Below are 19338 nucleotides of genomic sequence, written 5' to 3'. Positions count from 1 at the left end.
GCGACTATGAACGATATCGATGCCGTTACCCTTGCCAGCCAGCTATGTTCACGGCTTTGCCATGACCTGCTTTCGCCCGTCGGCGCGCTCAGCAATGGGCTTGAGCTTTTGGCCGAGGAGGAAGATCCCGAAATGCGCCAGCGCTGTCTCGAACTGCTCGAGACGAGTGCCCGCACCAGCGCCAACAAGCTGAAGTTTTTCCGGCTCGCCTATGGCGCGGCCGGTGGTTTTGCCGACCGGGTCGATGTGTCCGAACCCAAGGCGGTGATCGAGGCTCTGGCCGCCGATTCTCGCAAGGTCGAGATCAACTGGGCGCTGGCAGCCGACAGCCTGCCCAAGCCGGCCATCAAGGTGATGCTCAACTTCGCCCAGATGGGTCTCGAGGCCCTGGTACGCGGCGGCACGCTCGATGTCGGGGCCGAACGTCGCGATGGGGCGAGCGAAATCGTCGTCCGCGCTGCCGGCCCAAAAATCGCTTTCGACGAAACCATCGGTCGCGCACTGCAAGGCGAGCTGCCAGCCGATGGCCTGTCCGGCCGGACTGCCCCTGCACATATGCTCGCGCTGCTGGCCGAGAGTGCGGAGGGCGAATTGCAGTATCACCTCAGTGACGAGGCGCTGGTTCTGGGCGCGGTCCTGCCGGGCGGATGAACGAATTGGTCCATCACGAGCGGCCTTCGCCCAACTTCAACGACCGGCGATTGCCGATCACCATGGTGGTGCTGCACTATACCGAGATGAAGCCGGTCGAGACTGCGCTGGACAAGTTATGCGATCCCGAATCCGGGGTGAGCGCACATTATCTCATCAGCGAGGATGGCGAGGTCACGCAAATGGTGGCGGAGGACAAGCGCGCCTGGCACTCGGGCGTTGCTTTCTGGCGCGGCCACAAGGATGTCAATTCGGCCAGCATCGGGATTGAGCTCGACCATCCCGGCCATGCATTGGGCTATCGCGATTTCGCCGAGGCGCAGATTGACGCATTGATCCCACTTTTGCACGACATCATCCAGCGGCATGACATCCCCCGCACCAATGTGGTCGCGCATTCCGATGTCGCCCCGGCGCGCAAGACCGATCCGGGCGAGCTGTTTCCGTGGGACCGCTTGGCCGAATACGACTTGTGCCTGCCCAAGCCGCGCAAGCTCGAGTTGGGCAATCCATTCGACAATGACGGGGCTTTTTACCTGGCGCTTGAACGTTTCGGCTATGACGTGACCGACGGCCACAAGGCGATCGAGGCGTTCCAGCGCCGCTGGCGGCCGGAGAAGATCGACGGCAATATCGACGGACAGATCTGCGCCATCCTTTTCCAGCTCCTGCTCGACCGGGATCGCGGGGTCACACGCTAGCTTCCCTGCGCCGAATTTCGTGCCTATATGCGGCCGTGCCAGGGGGCTGGGCAGCCGCGTGTTTCCGCAAGGGACGCGAGGAAAGTCCGGGCTCCACGAAGTAAGGGTGGCGGGTAACGCCCGCCGTGGGAAACCATAGGGACAGTGCCACAGAGAGCAGACCGCCCCGCTGGTCGGGGCAAGGGTGAAAGGGTGCGGTAAGAGCGCACCGGGAGGCTGGCGACAGTCTCCGCATGGCAAACCCCACCCGGAGCAAGGCCAAATAGGGACTTCGCGCCCCTTCGCGGGGGCAGGAACGCTTCGTTCCGAGAAGTCCGGGTTGGCTGCTTGAGCAGGGGAGCAATCCTCCGCCCAGATGAATGGCTGCCCCCGCTTCGGCGGGACAGAACCCGGCTTACAGGCCCCCTGGCATTACATCGCGTTCTTGACGGCAGGCACCGAAGCGGCGATCCAAGCCCATGCCCGACACGATCCACCGTTCCACCGCCCAGCGTATCGCCATCATCCTGGCAGTTGCGTGGCAGATCGGCGCGACCTTCCTGCCGCAACTAGGCCTCGGCGAACCGATTGGTGACCGTTCTGACAGTGTGCGGACGCTGATCACGCCATCGGGCTGGGCATTCGCCATCTGGGGTCCGCTATTTCTTGGCTCCGCGATTTTCGCGATCTGGCAATCTCTGCCGGCACAAGCCGACAACGCTCTGCTGCGCCGGATCGGCTGGTGGGCGGCGATCGCGCTAGCCGCGCAGGGGGCTTGGGCGACCTATACCCAGTTCGCCAACCTCACCGCTCTGAGCGCCATCATCATCGCCATCTCGCTGATCGGATTGCTGGCGATCCTGCGCATCATGGTGAAGTTTGAACGCGATTTTACTCTGGCAGAGCGATTCATTGTCGCGCTGACCTTCAGCGCTTTGGCAGCCTGGCTGACTGCGGCCACTATCGTCAACATTTCGGCGACGCTGGTCTATTACGGGGTTGCTGGCGGGAACGAATACCCCGCCATCGCCGCGCTGATGGTGTTGGTCGGCGGCGCTATCGCCGCTGCGGCTGTTTACCAAAGCCGCGGCAACCCCTGGTATGCGCTGGTCTTCTGCTGGGCGCTGCTGGCGATCTATTTCAAGGGCGGGCAGCAGGCGGCAAGCATTGCCATTGCCTGCAGTGTGTCAGCCTTACTCGTCCTTGCGGCGATGAGTGGCGGCCTGCGCGAAGGGACGAACCGTCGGCGCTGGTTCGGCTAAGTCCGCTCAGGCTCGGCCGATGCTGATATATTCGAAGCCGCGGGTCTTCATGTCTTCGGGCTGGTAGATATTGCGCAGGTCGACGAGCACGGGGGCCTTGGCGAGGGTCTTGATCCTCTCGAAGTCGAGCGCGCGGAACGCATCCCACTCGGTCACGATCACCACGGCATCGGCGCCATCGATGGCGGCATACGGGTCGTCCTGCATCGCTACTTTAGGCATCAGGGGGCCAGCCTGCTCCATCCCTTCGGGATCATAGGCTGCTACCTCGACCCCGGCATCGGTCAGCATCTGGGCAACGGCGATGGCCGGGCTGTCGCGCATGTCGTCGGTATTGGGCTTGAACGTCAGTCCGAGCAGCGCGACCTTCTTGCCGCGCCCTGCTTCCATTCCGCCCAGCGCGTCGAGCACCTTGCGGCCCATCGCCCGCTTGCGGCTGTCGTTGACCTTGACCACCGCCTCGACGATCCGCACCGGGCTGTCGTAATCCTCGGCCGTCTTGAGCAGCGCCAGCGTATCCTTGGGAAAGCACGATCCGCCATAACCGGGTCCGGCATGCAGGAACTTGGGCCCGATGCGTCCGTCCATGCCGATTCCGCGGGCCAAGTCCTGGACATCGGCGCCGACCTTCTCGCACAGATCGGCCATCTCGTTGATGAAGGTGATCTTGGTCGCGAGGAAGGCGTTGGCGGCATATTTGATCAGCTCGCTGGTACGGCGGCTGGTGAACAGGATCGGCGATTCGTTGAGGAACAGCGGGCGATAGACTTCGCTCATCACCTCGCGGCCGAAATCGTCCTCGGCCCCGATCACGATCCGGTCGGGCCGCTTGAAATCGCCGATCGCCGCGCCTTCGCGCAGGAACTCGGGGTTGGAGACGACTGCGAAGCGATGGCGTCTGCTGGTGTCGGCAATGATCCTCTCGACCTCGTCGCCGGTGCCGACCGGCACGGTCGACTTGGTCACCACGACCGCGTCATTGGCAAGGTTCTGGCCGATCTCGCGGGCGACCTGGTGGACGAAGGTCAGATCGGCATGGCCATCGCCGCGCCGGCTCGGCGTGCCGACCGCGATGAAGATCGCCGAGGCACCCTTGATCCCCTCGGCCAGCGAGGTCGTAAAGCTCAAGCGGCCGGCCTCGACATTGCCCGCCACCAGCGCATCGAGGCCGGGCTCGTAAATCGGCATGATACCATCGTGCAGGCGGTCGATCTTCGACTGGTCCTTGTCGATGCACACCACTTCGTGCCCGAAATCGGCAAAACACGCCCCCGAAACCAGACCAACATAGCCCGAGCCGACCATCGCGATTTTCATACTGCTAGAGGTCCTTCTTCCTGATTTCGATTGTCTCACCGTCGCCTAACGCCTGGATGACGCGACGCGACGATCCCTCAAGCACAAGTGCCGTTAACTTGCCGTAACGGAACGCGCCGGTGTCGATGCCGATGCGATTGGTCCGGCGATCAATCTTCTCCACTATCGTGTGGCCGTGGACCACGAACTGCGGGTGGGCTTCGTCGTAATCGAGAAACCTTTCGCGGATCCACAAGAGGTCTTCACGCGCCTGTTTTTCCAGTTCCACCCCTGGCTTGATCCCGGCATGGACGAAAACGTAATCCCCGGCGACGATCATTTCCGAAAAACCGGCAATGAATTCCCGATCATTCTCGGGCACATATTCGTGGATCAATGCCTGCAACTCGTCGAGCGAGGCCTTGTTGTATTTCTTCTGCGGCACGCCGTAGCTGAGGATCGTTTCGCGACCGCCGTGCCGAATGAAATGGCGCAGGACCTTTGTGTCCTGAAAGGACTGGAGAAACATCTCCTCGTGGTTTCCGGCAAGGATCTGCACATTGTGCCGCTTCTGCCACTCGCGGGCATTGGCGATGACCTTGGCGCTATCAGGGCCGCGATCGACAAGGTCGCCGAGCAACACGATACGTGTTTCAAGCTCCGACGCGGACTCCGCGTCCTCCTCGATGGCTTCGATCAAGGCCTCGAAATGAGTGTTGCAGCCGTGAATGTCGCCGATGGCATAATAGCGCGTGCCCTCGGGGACCGAGGGGCCGGAAATAGTGGGCTTGGCCCGGACAAGTTTCTTGAGTGCACTGATCATGATCTGCAGCGATGCCTAGTTGGGTCCTGCGGAGCGCGACATAGGCACTCCTGGGCAGCATCGCAACGCGCAACACTACGGATTGGCTCCGCGCACTGGTGCCATTTGGCAACGCCGAAAAGGAGGTTTCCGACACTTTGACAATTTTCTTGTGCAGCGCAGCAAGAACGTGCATCTTTATATCACATCGACACGAGATTGGATGCCTAAAACGCCAGCCGGTCGATGCGCAGGTGGGACGAAGCAAACCCTAACGCCAAGGAAACTTGTCATGCTTACGTCCTTTCGCGGTCTTGCCGCGACTCTCCTCGTCGGAACGGTGCTCGTCGCTAGCCCGACACTGGCAGCAGAAACCGCTGCCGAACCCAACACGCCGGGCATCCCGGCATCCCAACCCTCAATCGATGAAGAAGCCGTACCGATTCCGGTGCTGGTAGACATCAGGCGCGAAAGCTTCATTCCCACGGCCGGTGGCACCAGCGATGTGGGCGGCGAAAGCGGCCTCGAGCTTTCAGGCAATGTCGCTGTGGTTAGCGACTATCGCTTTCGCGGCGTATCGTTATCGGATGGCGACATCGCATTACAGGGTGGGATTGATCTCGGCCATTCGAGCGGCCTGTATGCCGGCACATGGGCTTCCTCGATTTCGGGCGGAAGCGACTTCGGCGAGCTTGAGCTCGACATCTACGCCGGCTGGAGCGGCGACGTCAGCGATGGTGTCACGCTCGACGTGGGCCTGTTGTATTACATCTACCCGACCGGCGATGCGCCCGGTGTCGACACCGATTATTTCGAACCCTACGCTTCGATCGGCACCACGCTTGGTCCTGTTGGTGCAACCGTCGGCGTGGCCTATGCCTGGGAGCAGGATTCGCTCGGCGGAGGTGATAACCTTTACCTATATACCGACTTCGAACTCGGGATCCCGCAAACGCCGATCACACTGACCGCGCATCTGGGCTACACCGATGGCGTATTTGCGACTGCGCTCGACGGCGACTCATTCGATTGGGGGATCGGCGCATCGTATGCGATCACCGGAAACCTCAGCCTCGGCCTCAACTATGTCGACACCCAAGGTCCGTCGATCGAGGATTTCACTGACGCCGGCTTTTTCGCTTCGATCACCTACTCGATGTAATTGCGCTTAGGCGATGACCAATTGTGAAGGCCCGCACCGATGTTTCGGCGCGGGCTTTTGCATTTCCACCAGTTGTTCATTGGATGCTTGCAGTCGGACAAGGCATTGCCCACCCTATATGTAAATGCGGGCGGGTGGTGACACACAACCCCCGATGCGAATCAAAGGACCTATGGAATGCCCAAATACCTCCACACCATGATCCGCGTGAGCGACCCGGACGCTACCATCGCCTTTTTCAAGCTGATCGGGTTGGAGGAAGTGCGCCGGTTCGACAATGAGAACGGTCGCTTCACCCTGATCTTCCTGGCCGCACCAGGGCAGGAGGGGGTGGCCGAGGTCGAACTGACCTATAACTGGCCGCCGGAAGACGGCAGCGCGCCCGAACAGTATGATGGCGGACGAAATTTTGGTCACCTCGCCTACCGCGTCGACGATATCTACGAGACCTGTCAGCGACTGATGGATGCCGGAGTCACGATCAATCGGCCACCGCGCGACGGGCACATGGCCTTTGTCCGCTCGCCCGACGGGATTTCGGTGGAATTGCTGCAGGAAGGCAATCTGCCTCCGCGCGAACCCTGGGCCAGCATGGAAAACACAGGCAGCTGGTAGCGGACCGCCGGACTGGCGACCGCCGCCCTACGGGGTCGGCGGCGTCAGCGACGGATCCTCCGGGTGAGTGGTGGTCATTCGCAGCACCGCATAGCCCAGCACCGCTGAAATCAGCGAGCCACCGAGGATGCCGATCTTGGCCTCGTCGATCAGCAATCGGGTATCGGTAAAGGCCAGTCCGCTGATGAACAGCGACATGGTGAAGCCTATGCCGGTGAGAATGGATACGCCCCAGATCTCCATCCAGTTGGCATCTTCCGGCGCCTTGGCGATACCCAGCTTCACCGCGGTCACGATGATACCGAAAATGCCGAGCTGCTTGCCGACGACAAGACCAGCGGCGATCGCCAACGGCAGCGGAGCGAGGACTTCTTCCGTGCCCATCCCGCTGAGGTTCACGCCGGCGTTGGCAAAGCCGAAGATCGGCACGACCAGGTAAGCGCTCCAAGGGGCCAGCCCATGCTCCAGCTTTTCGAGCAGCGAGTGACCGTCCTGCCTTTTCATGGGAATAGTCAGGGCGGCGAGGACCCCCGCGATGGTGGCGTGAATGCCGGAAAAAAGAACCGCGCCCCAAAGCGCCAGAGCAACGATTAAGTAGGGCCAGATCCGATCGACGCCGAAACGATTCATCAACACCATGACAGCGAAAATGACGCCCGCAATGCCCAGCCACATCAATTTGAGATTAGCCGTATAGAAGGCGGCAATGACCAAAACGGCACCGATATCGTCGACAATTGCCACGGTCAGCAGGAATAGTCGCAGCGAGGCTGGCACGCGGCTGCCGAGCAGGCCCAGCACGCCCATTGCAAAGGCAATGTCGGTCGCCGCCGGGATGGCCCAGCCACGCACCAGGGCGCTGTCCGGACCGACCACCAGCACATAGATCCCCGCCGGCACTGCCATCCCTGCAATCGCCGCAAGAACTGGCAAACGGCGCTGTTCGGGACTGGACAATTGTCCAGCGATCACCTCGCGCTTAACTTCCAGCCCGACGACGAAGAAGAACACCGCCATGAGGCCGTCGTTTATCCAGAGGTGCAGATCGTCGAGCTTAGGGATCGGTGTCCACGAAAGCTCGCCGTAAAACAGTTCCTCATAAGCACCCGCCAGGGTGGAGTTAGCGACCACCATGGCAGCGGCCGCCACCAATATGAGCAGGACACCCGCCGAGGCATCGCTGACGAATAGGGCGCGCACGGGGGCAATTGCGCGGACGAGCGGATTACGTTTGTTCTGGACCATGGTTGGTGGCCCTTTTGATGGTTATTTCCCGCGTTGCAAGGGTGGATTGGAGCAGCTAGCCTGCATTCGAGGACAGAGTCAGGGGGAATTGTGGAGTTCGCAGGTTTTTCTGCGAGCGAATGGCTGCTGCTCGTCCAATACGAACTCTTGCTGTTTGCCGGTCTGTTCTTCTGCCTTGGCGCGGTCGATGAACTGGCAGTCGATGGCCTGTGGCTCTGGCTGCGGTTCAGCGGCCGTGCCGCGACGCCGCGATTGCCGGACGATGAAGCGGCGCCCGACCCAGGCGTTCATCCGCTCAAGGGGCGGGCAGCGATCGTCATCCCCGCATGGCAGGAAGCTGCGGTTCTACCGACGACCGTTCGGCACATGTTGGGTGTCTGGCCGCACGCCAATCTAACACTGTATGTTGGTTGTTATTGCAACGACGGTGCGACCATCGCGGCCATCTTGGACGAGGATCTGGACGATTCCCGGCTACGAATTGTGGTGCACGATATACCTGGCCCGACCACAAAAGCCGATTGTCTCAACCGCCTGTACCGGGCGATCGAGGAAGACGAAAAACGCTCCGGTGAGCCTTTCCGCATGGTCGTGCTGCACGACGCCGAGGACATGGTCGATCCCTACGCGCTCGACCTGCTCGACCGGGCAATCGATACGGCGGATTTTGCCCAGCTTCCGGTTCTGCCCAGCGCACCGCTGCATTCGCGCTGGATCGCCAGCCATTATTGCGAGGAGTTCGCCGAGGCGCATGGCAAGGGCATGGTGGTCCGCGGCGCACTTGGGGCCGGGCTACCATCGGCCGGCGTAGGCTGCGCGGTTGCGCGCGGACAATTGGCCCATCTTGCAAGGACTCGCCGCGAGGGGGTCCCATTCGAAGCATCCAGCCTGACCGAAGATTACCAACTCGGCATGGCGGTGGCGCGCAACGGGGGGCAGATGCGGTTTGTGCGGGTACGCAGGCCCGATGGCGCATTGGTCGCTACCAGGGCCTGTTTCCCCGACACGCTCGTCTCAGCGGTGAAGCAGAAAACCCGCTGGCTGCACGGCATAGCTTTCCAGGGCTGGGACCGTCTGGGCTGGAGCGCATCGCCGGTCGAGAGCTGGATGTGGATGCGCGATCGCCGGGGGCCGTTCGCCGCTTTCATCCTCGCGCTTGCCTACCTACTTGTTGTCATTGCCGGGATATCCGCGATTGCCAGCGCGCTGGGCATGGTTCCAAGGATCGAACTGACCCCGCTGCTGTGGTCACTACTCGCATTCAACCTGGCCAACGTAGTCTGGCGCGCCGTGTTTCGTTTCGCTTTCACGGCGCGCGAATACGGTGCGGGCGAAGGCCTGCGCGCTGTTTTGAGGATCCCGATAGCCAATATCATCGCCATCATGGCCGGACGCCGGGCATTCACAGCCTATCTGCGCTCATTCTCGGACCGTGAGGTCACCTGGGAGAAGACAGACCATGTCCATCATCCGGTAAAGTTGCGGACCACGGAGACATTCGCCTGATGGCACCGACCGGCCGCAAGGGCCAACCACTAGTGGCTCTGATACTGGTCATCGGCGGATGGGCCCTGCTGCGCGCTCTCAATTGGACCTCTCCATTCCAGGAAGAGAGCGTCCAAGCCGCGCAGACTGTGATGTCTCGACCCGCGGCGGAGGCAGCCTCGCTTTCTTATCCGGTCGAAATGGCCGGGCAATCACAAGAGTTGCCGTCGCAAGGGACAGCGTCGCCAGACGTGTTGTGGGTCGATAGTTTGAACGCGCTTGGGAATGCTTTGCGAAGTGAGGGAGCCGTGCGATATCCACGTCCCGCACAGCGCGCTGCCGTAGTACAGAAGATTTCCGAGGGGACTAGCCAGCTACTTCGTGCCGGGCCCCCAACCACCGATCCCGAACCCGCAGTCGGCAGGGCCAAGGAAAGCGTTTTGCGGGATTCCGTTGCGCAAACTGCGGCACCGCGCTGGGGCGTCGACGGGTGGCTATTCTGGCGTGAAGGCGGGGGAAGCCTGGTGCCTGCGAGTGCCGACCGTCCCGCCAGCTATGGCGCGAGCCAGGCGGGCCTTGTGGCGCGATATTTCGTCGGACAGTCGCGCTCGACTTTCCTGTTCGCCCGCGCTTCCAAGGCGCTTGATACCGGTGGAGAGACTGACTGGGCACTTGGTGGCGGGACCCGGCCGATCTCGTCCGTGCCTGTTGTCGCATTGACCGAACTGCGGGCAACCCATCGGCAAGGGAACTGGCACTTGCGACCTGCAGTGACACTTGTGACCGAGCTACCACCACTCTCGATCTCCGAAAAAGTAAACCTCGAAGCATATGTCCAAGCCGGATATGTGGGCGGTGATTTTCCTACCCCATTTGCCGACGGGCAGTTGCGCGTCGAGCGAAGGCTGGGGGATTTTAGCGGAGCCAAGTTGCGGGTTGGAGCCGGGGCATGGGGCGGGGCGCAAGAAGGAGCTGCCCGCTTTGATCTCGGCCCCACTGCCAGCCTTCATTTCGACCTTGGCAAGATGCCCGTTCGACTGAGTGCCGACTATCGCCTGCGCACGGCAGGCAACGCCGAACCCAGTTCGGGCTTCGCGCTGACTCTCAGCAGCGGATTCTAGTCGCGCCACCGCTTCCAACCCGCTCGCGCCTCGGCTACGGCTGAACGCGCCCATGGACGTCTATCTTCCCATAGCCAACTTATCCGTTGACGGATTGGTGATCATCGCGCTCGGCGCGCTGACGGGAATATTGTCCGGACTGTTCGGCGTGGGCGGGGGATTCCTGACCACTCCGCTGCTGATCTTCTATGGCATTCCACCCACCGTGGCCGCCGCGTCGGCTGCCTCGCAGGTGACCGGCGCCAGCGTATCGGGAGTGCTCGCGCACCAGCGCCAGGGCGGGGTCGATTACCGAATGGGCTGGGTGCTCGTCGCCGGCGGCATACTGGGGGCGCTGGTCGGCGCCTTGCTTTTTCGCCTGTTCCAGGCGCTGGGCCAGATCGATGTCGTCATTAACGTCCTCTACGTCCTCATGCTCGGGACCATCGGATCGCTGATGCTGCGAGAATCGCTGGAGACGATCCTGTCGCGGCGCGGCGGCGCCACGCCCCCGGCGGCGCGGCGCCGGCACCACCCGCTGGTCGCGGCACTGCCCTATCGCTGGCGTTTTTATGGTTCCGGCCTCTATATTTCGCCGCTGGCACCACTGATCCTCGGCTTTTTCGTCGGTATCCTGACCATGCTGATGGGCGTTGGCGGCGGTTTTATGCTGGTCCCCGCCATGCTTTACCTGCTTGGCATGAGCGGACGGGTGGTGGTCGGGACTTCGCTGTTCAACATCCTGTTCGTGACCATGGCGACCACCATGACCCATGCGCTCACCACCAAGGCAGTTGATTTGATCCTCGCCGCGTTGTTGCTGGTCGGTTCGGTAATGGGTGCGCAGTTCGGCACCAAGATTGCACTGAAAGCGCGGCCCGATATCTTGCGGCTGGTCCTTGCCGTGGTCGTCATCCTTGTCGCGTTGAGGATGCTGTTCGGCCTCGGCGTTCAGCCAGACGAGATCTATTCGGCAACTGCGCTATGAGGCGCGTATTGCTCGTCCTTCTGGCTCTGTTTGCCCTTTCGGGCCAACGCGATCCGGTACTGGTGCCCGAAGTTTCGCAGCACAAGGTCGAACTGCGCCAAGGCTTTACCGGCACCGAACTGCTATTGTTTGGCGCCGTGCTCCCGCCGCGGGGCCAAGGTGTTGGCGAAGAGTACGATATCGTTGTTGTCCTCAAAGGGCCGACGCAAGCGATCCGCCTGCGCGAAAAGGACCAGATCGGTGGCATATGGATGAATGCCGATGCGATGGATTTCCGTTCCGCACCGTCCTATTTCGCCGTCGCATCAAACCGACCAATCGGCCAGATCGTTGACGATCGGACGGCCGCGATCTTCGAATTCGGAACTGGCTTCATCCAGCTTTCACCGAGCGGAACGAGCGATCCTGACGAGGTCGCCCGGTTTCGTGACGGCTTGGTCGATTTGAAGCTGCGGCAAGGTCTTTACGAAGAGAATTTCTCGGGCGTCGAACTGCGCGAAGGAGTGCTCTACCAGGCACGTCTCAACCTGCCTTCCAGTGTCCAGGCCGGGACCTACACCGCAGAGACCTTCGCGCTCAGTCGCGGACGCGTTGTCGCCTCCGCCATCGCCGAGGTCGAGGTGGAGAAAGTCGGTTTCGAGCGGTTTGTGGAAACCGCCGCGCTTTACTGGGGGTGGCTCTACGGCCTGGTTGCCATTTTCCTTTCAGTTGGCATGGGGTGGCTGGCGGGTCGTCTTTTTGCACTGATTTGAATGGCTTAATCCACAGTTGACGCGATTTTAACCCTGTCCGGCCATTCTGCTCGCGCAATTGCACGCGATAGAAGGTTCATACGCATGACTGACATGGGCAAGCAGGAATTCAACGCCACGGGATCGGAGGGCAAGGCAGCGGAAAAAGCGTCGCCAGACAACTGCGCTCAGCCGATTGGCGTAGTCCTCGAAATTGCCGGTTCGGGTTCGCAGATCGCGCTCGACCTACAGCGACTCAACGAATGTATGGCCGACGAGGACCCGTCGATCGGGCTCGCAGGCCAGGTCGGTAGCCAGATCAAGATTCGCGTGGGCAACAACTGGCTGCTCGCCAGCGTGCGCAACCAGCGCCAGGACCGCCGCCAGAACGGTGGGGTCATCGCCAATATCGACTTCCTCGGCGAGGGGCAGGAAGAAAAACTGACCGGCCGCATCCACAGCTTCAAGCGCGGCGTCACCCGCTATCCGGTGCCGGGCGCTTATGTCTATCCGGCCAGCACCGCCGACCTCAAGATGGTCTATGCCAGCGACGGCCGTTCCAACATCCAGATCGGCACAGTCTATCCGACCAAGGATATCCGCGCCGGGCTGTATGTGGATGCCATGCTGGGCAAGCATTTCGCGCTGCTCGGTTCGACCGGTACCGGTAAATCGACCAGTGCCGCCTTGATCCTGCACCGGATCTGCGAAGCCGCACCTGCGGGCCACATCCTGATGATCGACCCGCATGGCGAGTATTCCGCGGCGTTCAAGAACACCGGCATGATCCTCGACGTGTCCAATCTGCAGATGCCCTACTGGCTGATGAACTTCCAGGAACATTGCGAGGTCCTGCTGAACAGTTCGGGCAATGACCGGCAGGTAGAAGAGGATATCCTCGCCAAGTGCCTGTTGAAGGCGCGAGGCAAGAACCGGCTGGCCGAGCAACTCGGCAAGATCACCGTTGATTCGCCGATACCCTACCTGTTGTCCGACCTGACGGGTGCCGTCGCCGACGAGATGGGCAAACTCGACAAGTCCAATACATCTGCGCCCTATATGCGCATCAAGAACAAGCTGGAGGAGCTCAAAGGCGACCCGCGCTACCAGTTCATGTTCTCGGGCATGCTGGTCGGCGATACCATGGCCGACTTCATCTCCAAGATCTTCCGCATGCCATCGGATGGCAAGCCGATCGCCATAATCGACGTCTCCGGAGTTCCGTCCGACATCACTAGCACGGTGGTCGCGGTGTTAAGCCGGCTGGTGTTCGACTATGCCATCTGGGCCCGCGAAGAGCGGACCCGGCCGATCCTACTGGTCTGCGAGGAGGCTCACCGCTACGTGCCGAGCGAGGCCAATGCCGATGGCTCGTCGGTCGGAGACATCCTCAGCCGCATCGCCAAGGAAGGCCGTAAATACGGCATCTCGCTGGGCCTTATCACACAGCGCCCGTCCGACCTTGCCGAGGGCGTGCTGTCGCAATGCGGCACGATCATCTCGATGCGCCTCAACAACGAACGCGACCAGGCATTCGTCAAGGCCGCCATGCCCGAGGGCGCGCGCGGCTTTCTCGATTCGATACCTGCCCTACGCAACCGCGAATGTATCGTCTGCGGCGAGGGCGTGGCTATCCCGATCCGTGTTAGCTTCGACAATCTCGAGGAAGCGAAGCGTCCGGCATCGGAAGATCCGAGTTTCGTCGAGCTGTGGAACCAGAGCGGCGGCGAAGAGGAATCGGTCCATCGCGTCGTCCAGCGCTGGCGTGCTCAAGGCTAAGCTTTGCGCTAGGTTCCGCGGGTATCCCCAAACAGGTGAATGTGGAGCCGGTCGCTCAGGCGATAGCCGTGCTCGAGGCATAGCGGCACGAGCCATTCCATTCGGGCGCGCAAGGATACGCTGTCTGTCCCTTCGGGCATCAGGAAGATGCGCTGGGGCGGGATCGCATGTCGGCGTTGCAGTTCGAGAACCTGGACGACATCGCCCTGCTCGGCGATCACGAATTTAAAGCAGGCGCGGGCATCGAGCGCGTAGAAATCGAGCCGCTCAGGGATCAGTGCCAGCTCGGCAGAATTGCCCGAATGGGCCAGCTTGGGGCTGACATTGAATTGATCGATACGGATATCGAGCCGGGGCGGCGCCCTGGTTGTGCCGTTGGTCTCGATCTCAATCCGCATATCGGGCAATGCTTCAAGCAGGTCGGCGAGCGGCCCTGCCTGCATCAGCGGTTCGCCGCCAGTGATGACCAGCCGTTTCTGCCCCAGCGCGGTGATCCGCTCGGCTACGTCGGCCACCTCCAGCGTCACCTGGTTGGCCTTGCGGTCATAGGTTTCGTCAGACCGATGCGGTCGATTGTCGCCTTCGAAATGCCATGTATAGGCGGTGTCACACCAGACGCAGGCGAGGTTGCAGCGGCTCAGGCGCAGGAAGGCGACCGGCATCCCGGCGCTTGGCCCTTCACCCTGGACCGAGGCGAAAATCTCCGGTCCCCCAGTATCATCAGTGGCGAGGACCAGTGGCATTTCAGCCCAGCCGCGCCAGCGCCGACCTCAGACGCTCGACCTCAGCGCTGTGATGGGCATGATCGGCCTTGGCTTTCTCGACAGCTTCTGGCTTGGCGCGCTCGACGAAATTGGCATTGCCGAGCCTGCCTTCGAGCGTTTTCACTTCCTTCTCACTCGCCGCGAGCGCCTTTTCGAGACGGGATTTTTCCGCGCCGATATCGATAACGCCTTCAAGCGGGACGATGAACACGTCATCGCCGGCACTAACCTGCATGGCCGCGCCCGCCGGCGCATCTCCCAGAGTGACAGGCGTCAGCCGTGCAAGCCGCTCAATCGCCGCCGCACTGCGCTCGATCGTGCGGATCGCAAGGTCGGAAGGGTTGGGGCAGAACGCGGCCAGCTTTTCGCCCGGTGCGATTCCCAGCTCATTACGAGCGCTGCGGGTGGCGGTGGTCAGCTCGATGACCCAGTCGATCGCGTCAGTGGCGTCTTTCGCCACCTTGGCACGCGGGCGCGGCCATTCGGCGCAGATCAGCTCGTAGGGACGCGAGCCCTGCGCATGCCACAGTTCCTCGGTGATGAAGGGCATGAAGGGGTGGAGCATGACCAGGATCTGGTCGAGCGTCCACCCGGCAACCGCGCGGGTTTCCTGCGCGGCAGCGCTGTCCTCGCCGCCGAACACCGGCTTGATCAGTTCCAGGTACCAGTCGCAAAACCGGTCCCACACGAAGTGGTAGATGGTATTGGCCGCAGCATCGAAACGCAGATCGGCCATCGCCGCATCGAGCGTCTCGACCGTCTGCTGGACTTCGCCGATAATCCACTGGTTGACCGCCAGCTTCGCCTCTGGCGCGGCGATGGTGTCGCTCGCGCCAATGCCGTTGGACTGGCAGAACCGGGTGGCATTCCACAGCTTGGTGGCGAAATTGCGATATCCCTCGACCCGGCGTTCATCCATCTTGATATCGCGGCCCTGGCTCTCCATCGCCGCCATGAAGAACCGCAGCGCATCGGCGCCGTACTGGTCGATCAGACCGAGCGGATCGACGACATTGCCCTTGGACTTGGACATTTTCGCGCCATCGGCGGCGCGAACAAGGCCGTGAAGATAGAGCTTCGGCCACGGCGCCTGGCCGGTGTTATAATAGCCGGCCATCATCATCCGCGCGTCCCAGAAGAACAGGATGTCGAACCCGCTCACCAGAAGGTTATTGGGATAATGCTTTTCGAGCAGCGCCGTGTCGTCGGGCCAGCCGAGCGTGGCAAACGGCCACAGCGCGGATGAGAACCAAGTGTCGAGGACGTCATCATCGCGCGTGAGGGCGACGCCGTCACCGGCCTTGGCCTGGGCGTCGGCCTCGGTTTCGGCGACGAATACGCGACCTTGGTCGTCGTACCACGCCGGGATACGGTGGCCCCACCACAGCTGGCGGCTGACGCACCACGGCTGGATGTTTTCCATCCAGTTGAAGAAGGTCTTTTCCCAGGTCTTGGGGACGATCTCGATCTCGCCTGACTTGACCGCCGCGATCGGCTTCTTCGCCAGTTCCTCGGCGTTGACGTACCACTGGTCGGTCAGCCACGGCTCGATCACCACGCCGCCGCGGTCGCCAAATGGGGTCGCGATCTGGCGCGGCTCGGCGTCGTTCTCGACCTCTTCGCCCTTCTTGGTCTTGGCGATATGCGGGATCAGGAAACCCTGTTCCTTGAGCCGCTGCACCACCAGTTCACGCGCGCCGTCCGTGCCGTCACGCCGGAAGCGGTGAAGCCCGAGAAACTCGTCGGGGATCAGCCCGTCGCTGACCTGGCAGACATTGGCCTCGACATCGAACATGTTCAGCATGTCGGCAGGCACGATTCCGGCACGCTTTCCGACCTCGAAATCGTTGAAATCGTGGCCCGGGGTGATCTTGACCGCGCCGCTCCCCAGTTCCGGATCGGCGTGCTCGTCGGCCACGATTGGCACGCGCCGGCCGGTGATCGGCAACACGACGTGCTTGCCGATCACGCTTTTGTATCGCTCGTCATCGGGATGGACCGCAACCGCCATGTCGGCCAGCATGGTTTCCGGGCGGGTTGTGGCCACCACGATATGGTCGCTCCCGTCGTCCAGCGTTACGCCGTCTTCGAGCGGGTATCTGAAGTGCCAGAAATGGCCCGCGATCGTCTGCTGCTCGACCTCGAGATCGGAAATCGCGGTCTTGAGCTTGGGATCCCAGTTCACCAGCCGCTTGTCGCGGTAGATCAGCCCGTCATTATAGAGATCGACGAAGACCTTGAGCACGGCCTTGGTGAAGTGCTCGTCCATGGTGAACTGTTCGCGTGACCAGTCCATCGAGCAGCCGAGGCGGCGCAATTGCGTGGTGATCGTGCCGCCCGATTCCTCTTTCCACTGCCAGACCTTGTCGACGAAATCCTCGCGCGAATAATTGGTGCGCTTGTCCTGCCGTCCTTCGAGCTGGCGCTCGACCACCATCTGCGTAGCGATGCCCGCGTGGTCGGTGCCAACCACCCACAAAGCGTCTTTGCCGCGCAGGCGTTCATAGCGGATGACGATGTCCTGCAAGGTGTTATCGAGCGCATGGCCGATATGCAGGCTGCCGGTCACATTGGGCGGCGGATTGACGATGGTGAAAGGCTCGGCATCGGGCCGCTCGGGCCGGAACAGGCCGTTGGCCTCCCAATGCTGGTACCATCGCGCCTCGATCGCGGCGGGGTCGAAAGTCGTTGCTAGCTGGTCTGTCATCCTGACCCGCCAATGCCAGTGGGCGCGCTGCGGTGCAACATGGTGATTTGCGCGCTTGGCAATCGGCAGGTTTATCCGCATAGAAACGGACAATGTCTCAACGGGCCAGCTTTTCTCTGCATCAGCAGGACGATGGTAGCATGGTGCTGCGGCTCGCCGGCCCCTATCTCGTCTCGACAATTGGCCCGATCGACCAGGATTTGCGCGCCATCGAGACCGAATATAGCTTCGTCGATCTGAGCGAAGTGGACGAGATCGATACCGTCGGCGCTTATATCGCCTGCGATGCAGCGTCTTCCAAGGATGCCGAGATAACGGGGGCCAGCGATCGCGCCCTGCGCCTGCTCAAAGCGATCGAGAATACCGAAACCGAAGTGCAGGTAGCGGCCCCGCGTGCCCCGTTGTTCGAACGCGTGCCCAAACGTGTCGGCGAACTCGTCGCCACCTTCTGGGGCGGGACCTTGGGCGTGATCGGCTTTCTTGGTCAGATACTGCTCGGCCTTGGCTCTATCATTCGTCACCCGTCGCGTTTTCGCGTCAAAGCGCTGGTGCACCAGATGGAACTGGTCGGTGTGTCGGCCTTGCCGATCGTTGGCCTGATGAGCTTTCTTATCGGCATCGTCATTGCCCAGCAGGGCGCGGTCCAGCTGGCGCAGTTCGGGGCCGAGACACTGACGGTCAACCTGGTCGGGCGTATCACCTTGCGCGAACTGGGCGTGCTGATGACCGCGATCATGGTCGCTGGCCGTTCGGGCAGCGCGTTTGCTGCGCAGCTCGGCACCATGAAACTGACCGAGGAAATCGACGCCATGCGCACCATCGGCATCTCGCCGATAGAGGCGCTGGTGATCCCGCGCGTGCTGGCTTGCACCTTCATGATGGTGCTGCTCGGCTTCTACAGCTCGGTCGTTGGCATCATCGGCGGCGCCGTCGTTGGTGACCTGATGCTGGGCATTCCATTCACCAATTTTCTCGAGCGTATACAGGATGTTGTCCCGGTGCACGATCTGTGGGTCGGACTGATCAAGGCACCGGTCTTCGGCCTGATTGTCGCGATTGCCGGCTGCTATCACGGGATGCAGGTGAAAGGGAATTCCGAGGAGGTCGGCCTGCGCACGACAATGGCGGTGGTCACCGGCATCTTCACGGTAATCGTCCTCGATGCCTTCTTCGCAGTTTTCTTCACCGAACTGGGCTGGGGATGAGCGAAGAACTGACCCCCGAGGAAGCAGCTGCCTCCTACAAGCGCTATCGCGGCGAACACCCGATCGTGGTCGAAGGCCTCACCAACAGGTTCGGCGATTTCGCCGTTCACGAAGGACTCGACCTGACAGTCAATCGCGGTGAAATCATCGGCGTCGTCGGCGGCTCGGGCACGGGTAAGTCGGTTCTGATGCGGTCCATCATTGGCCTGCAAATTCCCGCCGAGGGAGACATCCACGTGTTCGGCAAATCGATGACCGATGCTGAACCCGACGAATTCCTGGGAGTGCGTAGCCGCTGGGGTGTCCTCTTCCAGGGCGGCGCGCTGTTCTCCACCCTGACGGTGGGCGAAAACGTGCAGGTCCCGCTTAAACAGTTCTTCCCCGATATCGAGCCCGAGGTGATGAATGAAATCGCTCGCTTCAAGGTGATGATGAGCGGGCTGCCCGAAGAAGCGGTCAACAAGTATCCCAGTGAACTTTCCGGCGGGATGAAGAAGCGTGCCGGCCTCGCCCGTGCGCTCGCGCTGGATCCGGAATTGCTGTTCCTCGACGAGCCGACGGCGGGACTTGATCCGATCGGCGCCGCTGCCTTCGACCGGTTGACACGCGAATTGAAAGCGACGCTGGGGCTGACGGTATTCCTGATCACCCACGACCTCGATACGCTTTATGAAATCTGCGACCGCGTGGCGGTGCTGGCCGACAAGCAGGTCATCGCCGTCGGCACGATTCCCGAGCTCCTCGAAACCGATCATCCCTGGATCCAGGAATATTTCAATGGGACGCGCGGGCGCGCCGCGCAGGACAGCCAGAAGCGTGCCAAGAGCATGGACAAGAACGCGCCTGCGGGCGCATAGAGGAAGCGC

17 protein-coding genes and 1 other RNA gene are annotated in these 19338 nt (G+C 61.7%); 13 read left to right on the top strand and 5 right to left on the bottom strand.

Annotation, left to right across the window (positions count from 1 at the left end; genetic code table 11):
• Nucleotides 1-6: 6 nt before the first annotated feature.
• From ACXYL9_RS12395 to ACXYL9_RS12380, 4 genes are all read left to right on the top strand, one after another.
• Entirely contained in the window at nt 7-651 is a 645-nt protein-coding gene (locus ACXYL9_RS12395; RefSeq protein WP_459039797.1) for a histidine phosphotransferase family protein, read from the top strand.
• Nucleotides 648-1352, top strand: a complete 705-nt coding sequence (locus ACXYL9_RS12390) for an N-acetylmuramoyl-L-alanine amidase (RefSeq protein WP_459039796.1) — start codon at nt 648-650, stop codon at nt 1350-1352. Before ACXYL9_RS12395 ends, ACXYL9_RS12390 begins: the two co-directional genes overlap by 4 nt.
• Nucleotides 1353-1390: 38 nt before the next feature.
• Nucleotides 1391-1765: RNase P RNA component class A (rnpB, locus tag ACXYL9_RS12385), an RNA gene on the top strand.
• 45 nt (nt 1766-1810) lie between these two features.
• The gene (locus ACXYL9_RS12380; protein WP_459039795.1) at nt 1811-2593 is read left to right on the top strand and encodes a hypothetical protein; all 783 of its coding nucleotides are present in this window, start codon (nt 1811-1813) and stop codon (nt 2591-2593) included.
• A 6-nt stretch (nt 2594-2599) separates the two neighbouring features.
• On the opposite strand, the gene ACXYL9_RS12375 is transcribed toward ACXYL9_RS12380, so the two are convergent.
• Together ACXYL9_RS12375 and ACXYL9_RS12370 are read right to left on the bottom strand one after the other, a co-directional pair.
• The gene (locus tag ACXYL9_RS12375) at nt 2600-3910 is read right to left on the bottom strand and encodes a UDP-glucose dehydrogenase family protein (RefSeq protein WP_459039794.1); all 1311 of its coding nucleotides are present in this window, start codon (nt 3908-3910) and stop codon (nt 2600-2602) included.
• A 4-nt stretch (nt 3911-3914) separates the two neighbouring features.
• On the bottom strand, nt 3915-4712 hold the full coding sequence (locus ACXYL9_RS12370; RefSeq protein ID WP_459039793.1) for a metallophosphoesterase family protein: 798 nt from the start codon (nt 4710-4712) through the stop codon (nt 3915-3917).
• Between the two features lie 271 nt (nt 4713-4983).
• Between ACXYL9_RS12370 and ACXYL9_RS12365 the strand changes: the two genes are divergently transcribed.
• Nucleotides 4984-5853, top strand: a complete 870-nt coding sequence (locus tag ACXYL9_RS12365; RefSeq protein WP_459039792.1) for a TorF family putative porin — start codon at nt 4984-4986, stop codon at nt 5851-5853.
• Between the two features lie 177 nt (nt 5854-6030).
• Complete coding sequence (locus ACXYL9_RS12360) at nt 6031-6468, top strand: VOC family protein (protein ID WP_459039791.1); 438 nt, start codon at nt 6031-6033, stop codon at nt 6466-6468.
• Between the two features lie 27 nt (nt 6469-6495).
• On the opposite strand, the gene nhaA is transcribed toward ACXYL9_RS12360, so the two are convergent.
• On the bottom strand, nt 6496-7713 hold the full coding sequence (gene nhaA / locus ACXYL9_RS12355) for a Na+/H+ antiporter NhaA (protein ID WP_459039790.1): 1218 nt from the start codon (nt 7711-7713) through the stop codon (nt 6496-6498).
• Nucleotides 7714-7803: 90 nt separating this feature from the next.
• Here nhaA and ACXYL9_RS12350 point away from each other — a divergent pair, with 90 nt between their 5' ends.
• The 5 genes from ACXYL9_RS12350 to ACXYL9_RS12330 all read left to right on the top strand — a co-directional run bounded on the left by ACXYL9_RS12350 (nt 7804) and on the right by ACXYL9_RS12330 (nt 13796).
• Entirely contained in the window at nt 7804-9219 is a 1416-nt protein-coding gene (locus ACXYL9_RS12350; protein WP_459039789.1) for a glycosyl transferase family protein, read from the top strand.
• A complete protein-coding gene (locus tag ACXYL9_RS12345; RefSeq protein ID WP_459039788.1) occupies nt 9219-10319 on the top strand; it encodes a hypothetical protein in 1101 nt (366 codons plus the stop codon). Before ACXYL9_RS12350 ends, ACXYL9_RS12345 begins: the two co-directional genes overlap by 1 nt.
• Before the next feature lie 52 nt (nt 10320-10371).
• Nucleotides 10372-11286, top strand: coding sequence for a sulfite exporter TauE/SafE family protein (locus ACXYL9_RS12340; RefSeq protein ID WP_459039787.1), 915 nt, complete (start codon nt 10372-10374; stop codon nt 11284-11286).
• Nucleotides 11283-12038, top strand: a complete 756-nt coding sequence (locus ACXYL9_RS12335) for a TIGR02186 family protein (RefSeq protein WP_459039786.1) — start codon at nt 11283-11285, stop codon at nt 12036-12038. The genes ACXYL9_RS12340 and ACXYL9_RS12335 overlap by 4 nt, the downstream gene beginning before the upstream one ends.
• An 84-nt stretch (nt 12039-12122) precedes the next feature.
• Entirely contained in the window at nt 12123-13796 is a 1674-nt protein-coding gene (locus tag ACXYL9_RS12330; RefSeq protein WP_459039785.1) for an ATP-binding protein, read from the top strand.
• A gap of 8 nt (nt 13797-13804) precedes the next feature.
• Here the strand turns inward: ACXYL9_RS12330 and ACXYL9_RS12325 are convergent, their stop codons facing one another.
• Both ACXYL9_RS12325 and ACXYL9_RS12320 read right to left on the bottom strand, forming a co-directional pair.
• On the bottom strand, nt 13805-14539 hold the full coding sequence (locus ACXYL9_RS12325) for a 7-carboxy-7-deazaguanine synthase QueE (protein ID WP_459039784.1): 735 nt from the start codon (nt 14537-14539) through the stop codon (nt 13805-13807).
• 1 nt (nt 14540) lies between these two features.
• The gene (locus ACXYL9_RS12320; protein WP_459039783.1) at nt 14541-17267 is read right to left on the bottom strand and encodes a valine--tRNA ligase; all 2727 of its coding nucleotides are present in this window, start codon (nt 17265-17267) and stop codon (nt 14541-14543) included.
• Between the two features lie 92 nt (nt 17268-17359).
• On the opposite strand from ACXYL9_RS12320, the gene ACXYL9_RS12315 reads away from it, so the two are divergent.
• Both ACXYL9_RS12315 and ACXYL9_RS12310 read left to right on the top strand, forming a co-directional pair.
• Nucleotides 17360-18472, top strand: coding sequence for an MlaE family ABC transporter permease (locus ACXYL9_RS12315; protein WP_459039782.1), 1113 nt, complete (start codon nt 17360-17362; stop codon nt 18470-18472).
• On the top strand, nt 18469-19329 hold the full coding sequence (locus ACXYL9_RS12310) for an ABC transporter ATP-binding protein (RefSeq protein WP_459039781.1): 861 nt from the start codon (nt 18469-18471) through the stop codon (nt 19327-19329). The genes ACXYL9_RS12315 and ACXYL9_RS12310 overlap by 4 nt, the downstream gene beginning before the upstream one ends.
• Nucleotides 19330-19338: the final 9 nt, after the last annotated feature.

Source organism: Qipengyuania sp. CAU 1752, from assembly GCF_054482615.1.
The sequence above is the reverse complement of the archived record's forward strand: the minus strand, read 5'-3'. Positions and strand labels throughout refer to the sequence as shown.

Coding starts and splice junctions, on each gene's coding strand:
- nhaA (WP_459039790.1), bottom strand. CDS start 7,713: ATGGTCCAGAACAAACGTAATCCGCTCGTCCGCGCAATTGCCCCCGTG.
- ACXYL9_RS12375 (WP_459039794.1), bottom strand. CDS start 3,910: ATGAAAATCGCGATGGTCGGCTCGGGCTATGTTGGTCTGGTTTCGGGG.
- ACXYL9_RS12335 (WP_459039786.1), top strand. CDS start 11,283: ATGAGGCGCGTATTGCTCGTCCTTCTGGCTCTGTTTGCCCTTTCGGGC.
- ACXYL9_RS12360 (WP_459039791.1), top strand. CDS start 6,031: ATGCCCAAATACCTCCACACCATGATCCGCGTGAGCGACCCGGACGCT.
- ACXYL9_RS12325 (WP_459039784.1), bottom strand. CDS start 14,539: ATGCCACTGGTCCTCGCCACTGATGATACTGGGGGACCGGAGATTTTC.
- ACXYL9_RS12345 (WP_459039788.1), top strand. CDS start 9,219: ATGGCACCGACCGGCCGCAAGGGCCAACCACTAGTGGCTCTGATACTG.
- ACXYL9_RS12380 (WP_459039795.1), top strand. CDS start 1,811: ATGCCCGACACGATCCACCGTTCCACCGCCCAGCGTATCGCCATCATC.
- ACXYL9_RS12390 (WP_459039796.1), top strand. CDS start 648: ATGAACGAATTGGTCCATCACGAGCGGCCTTCGCCCAACTTCAACGAC.
- ACXYL9_RS12395 (WP_459039797.1), top strand. CDS start 7: ATGAACGATATCGATGCCGTTACCCTTGCCAGCCAGCTATGTTCACGG.
- ACXYL9_RS12370 (WP_459039793.1), bottom strand. CDS start 4,712: ATGATCAGTGCACTCAAGAAACTTGTCCGGGCCAAGCCCACTATTTCC.
- ACXYL9_RS12365 (WP_459039792.1), top strand. CDS start 4,984: ATGCTTACGTCCTTTCGCGGTCTTGCCGCGACTCTCCTCGTCGGAACG.
- ACXYL9_RS12315 (WP_459039782.1), top strand. CDS start 17,360: ATGTCTCAACGGGCCAGCTTTTCTCTGCATCAGCAGGACGATGGTAGC.
- ACXYL9_RS12320 (WP_459039783.1), bottom strand. CDS start 17,267: ATGACAGACCAGCTAGCAACGACTTTCGACCCCGCCGCGATCGAGGCG.
- ACXYL9_RS12340 (WP_459039787.1), top strand. CDS start 10,372: ATGGACGTCTATCTTCCCATAGCCAACTTATCCGTTGACGGATTGGTG.
- ACXYL9_RS12330 (WP_459039785.1), top strand. CDS start 12,123: ATGACTGACATGGGCAAGCAGGAATTCAACGCCACGGGATCGGAGGGC.
- ACXYL9_RS12310 (WP_459039781.1), top strand. CDS start 18,469: ATGAGCGAAGAACTGACCCCCGAGGAAGCAGCTGCCTCCTACAAGCGC.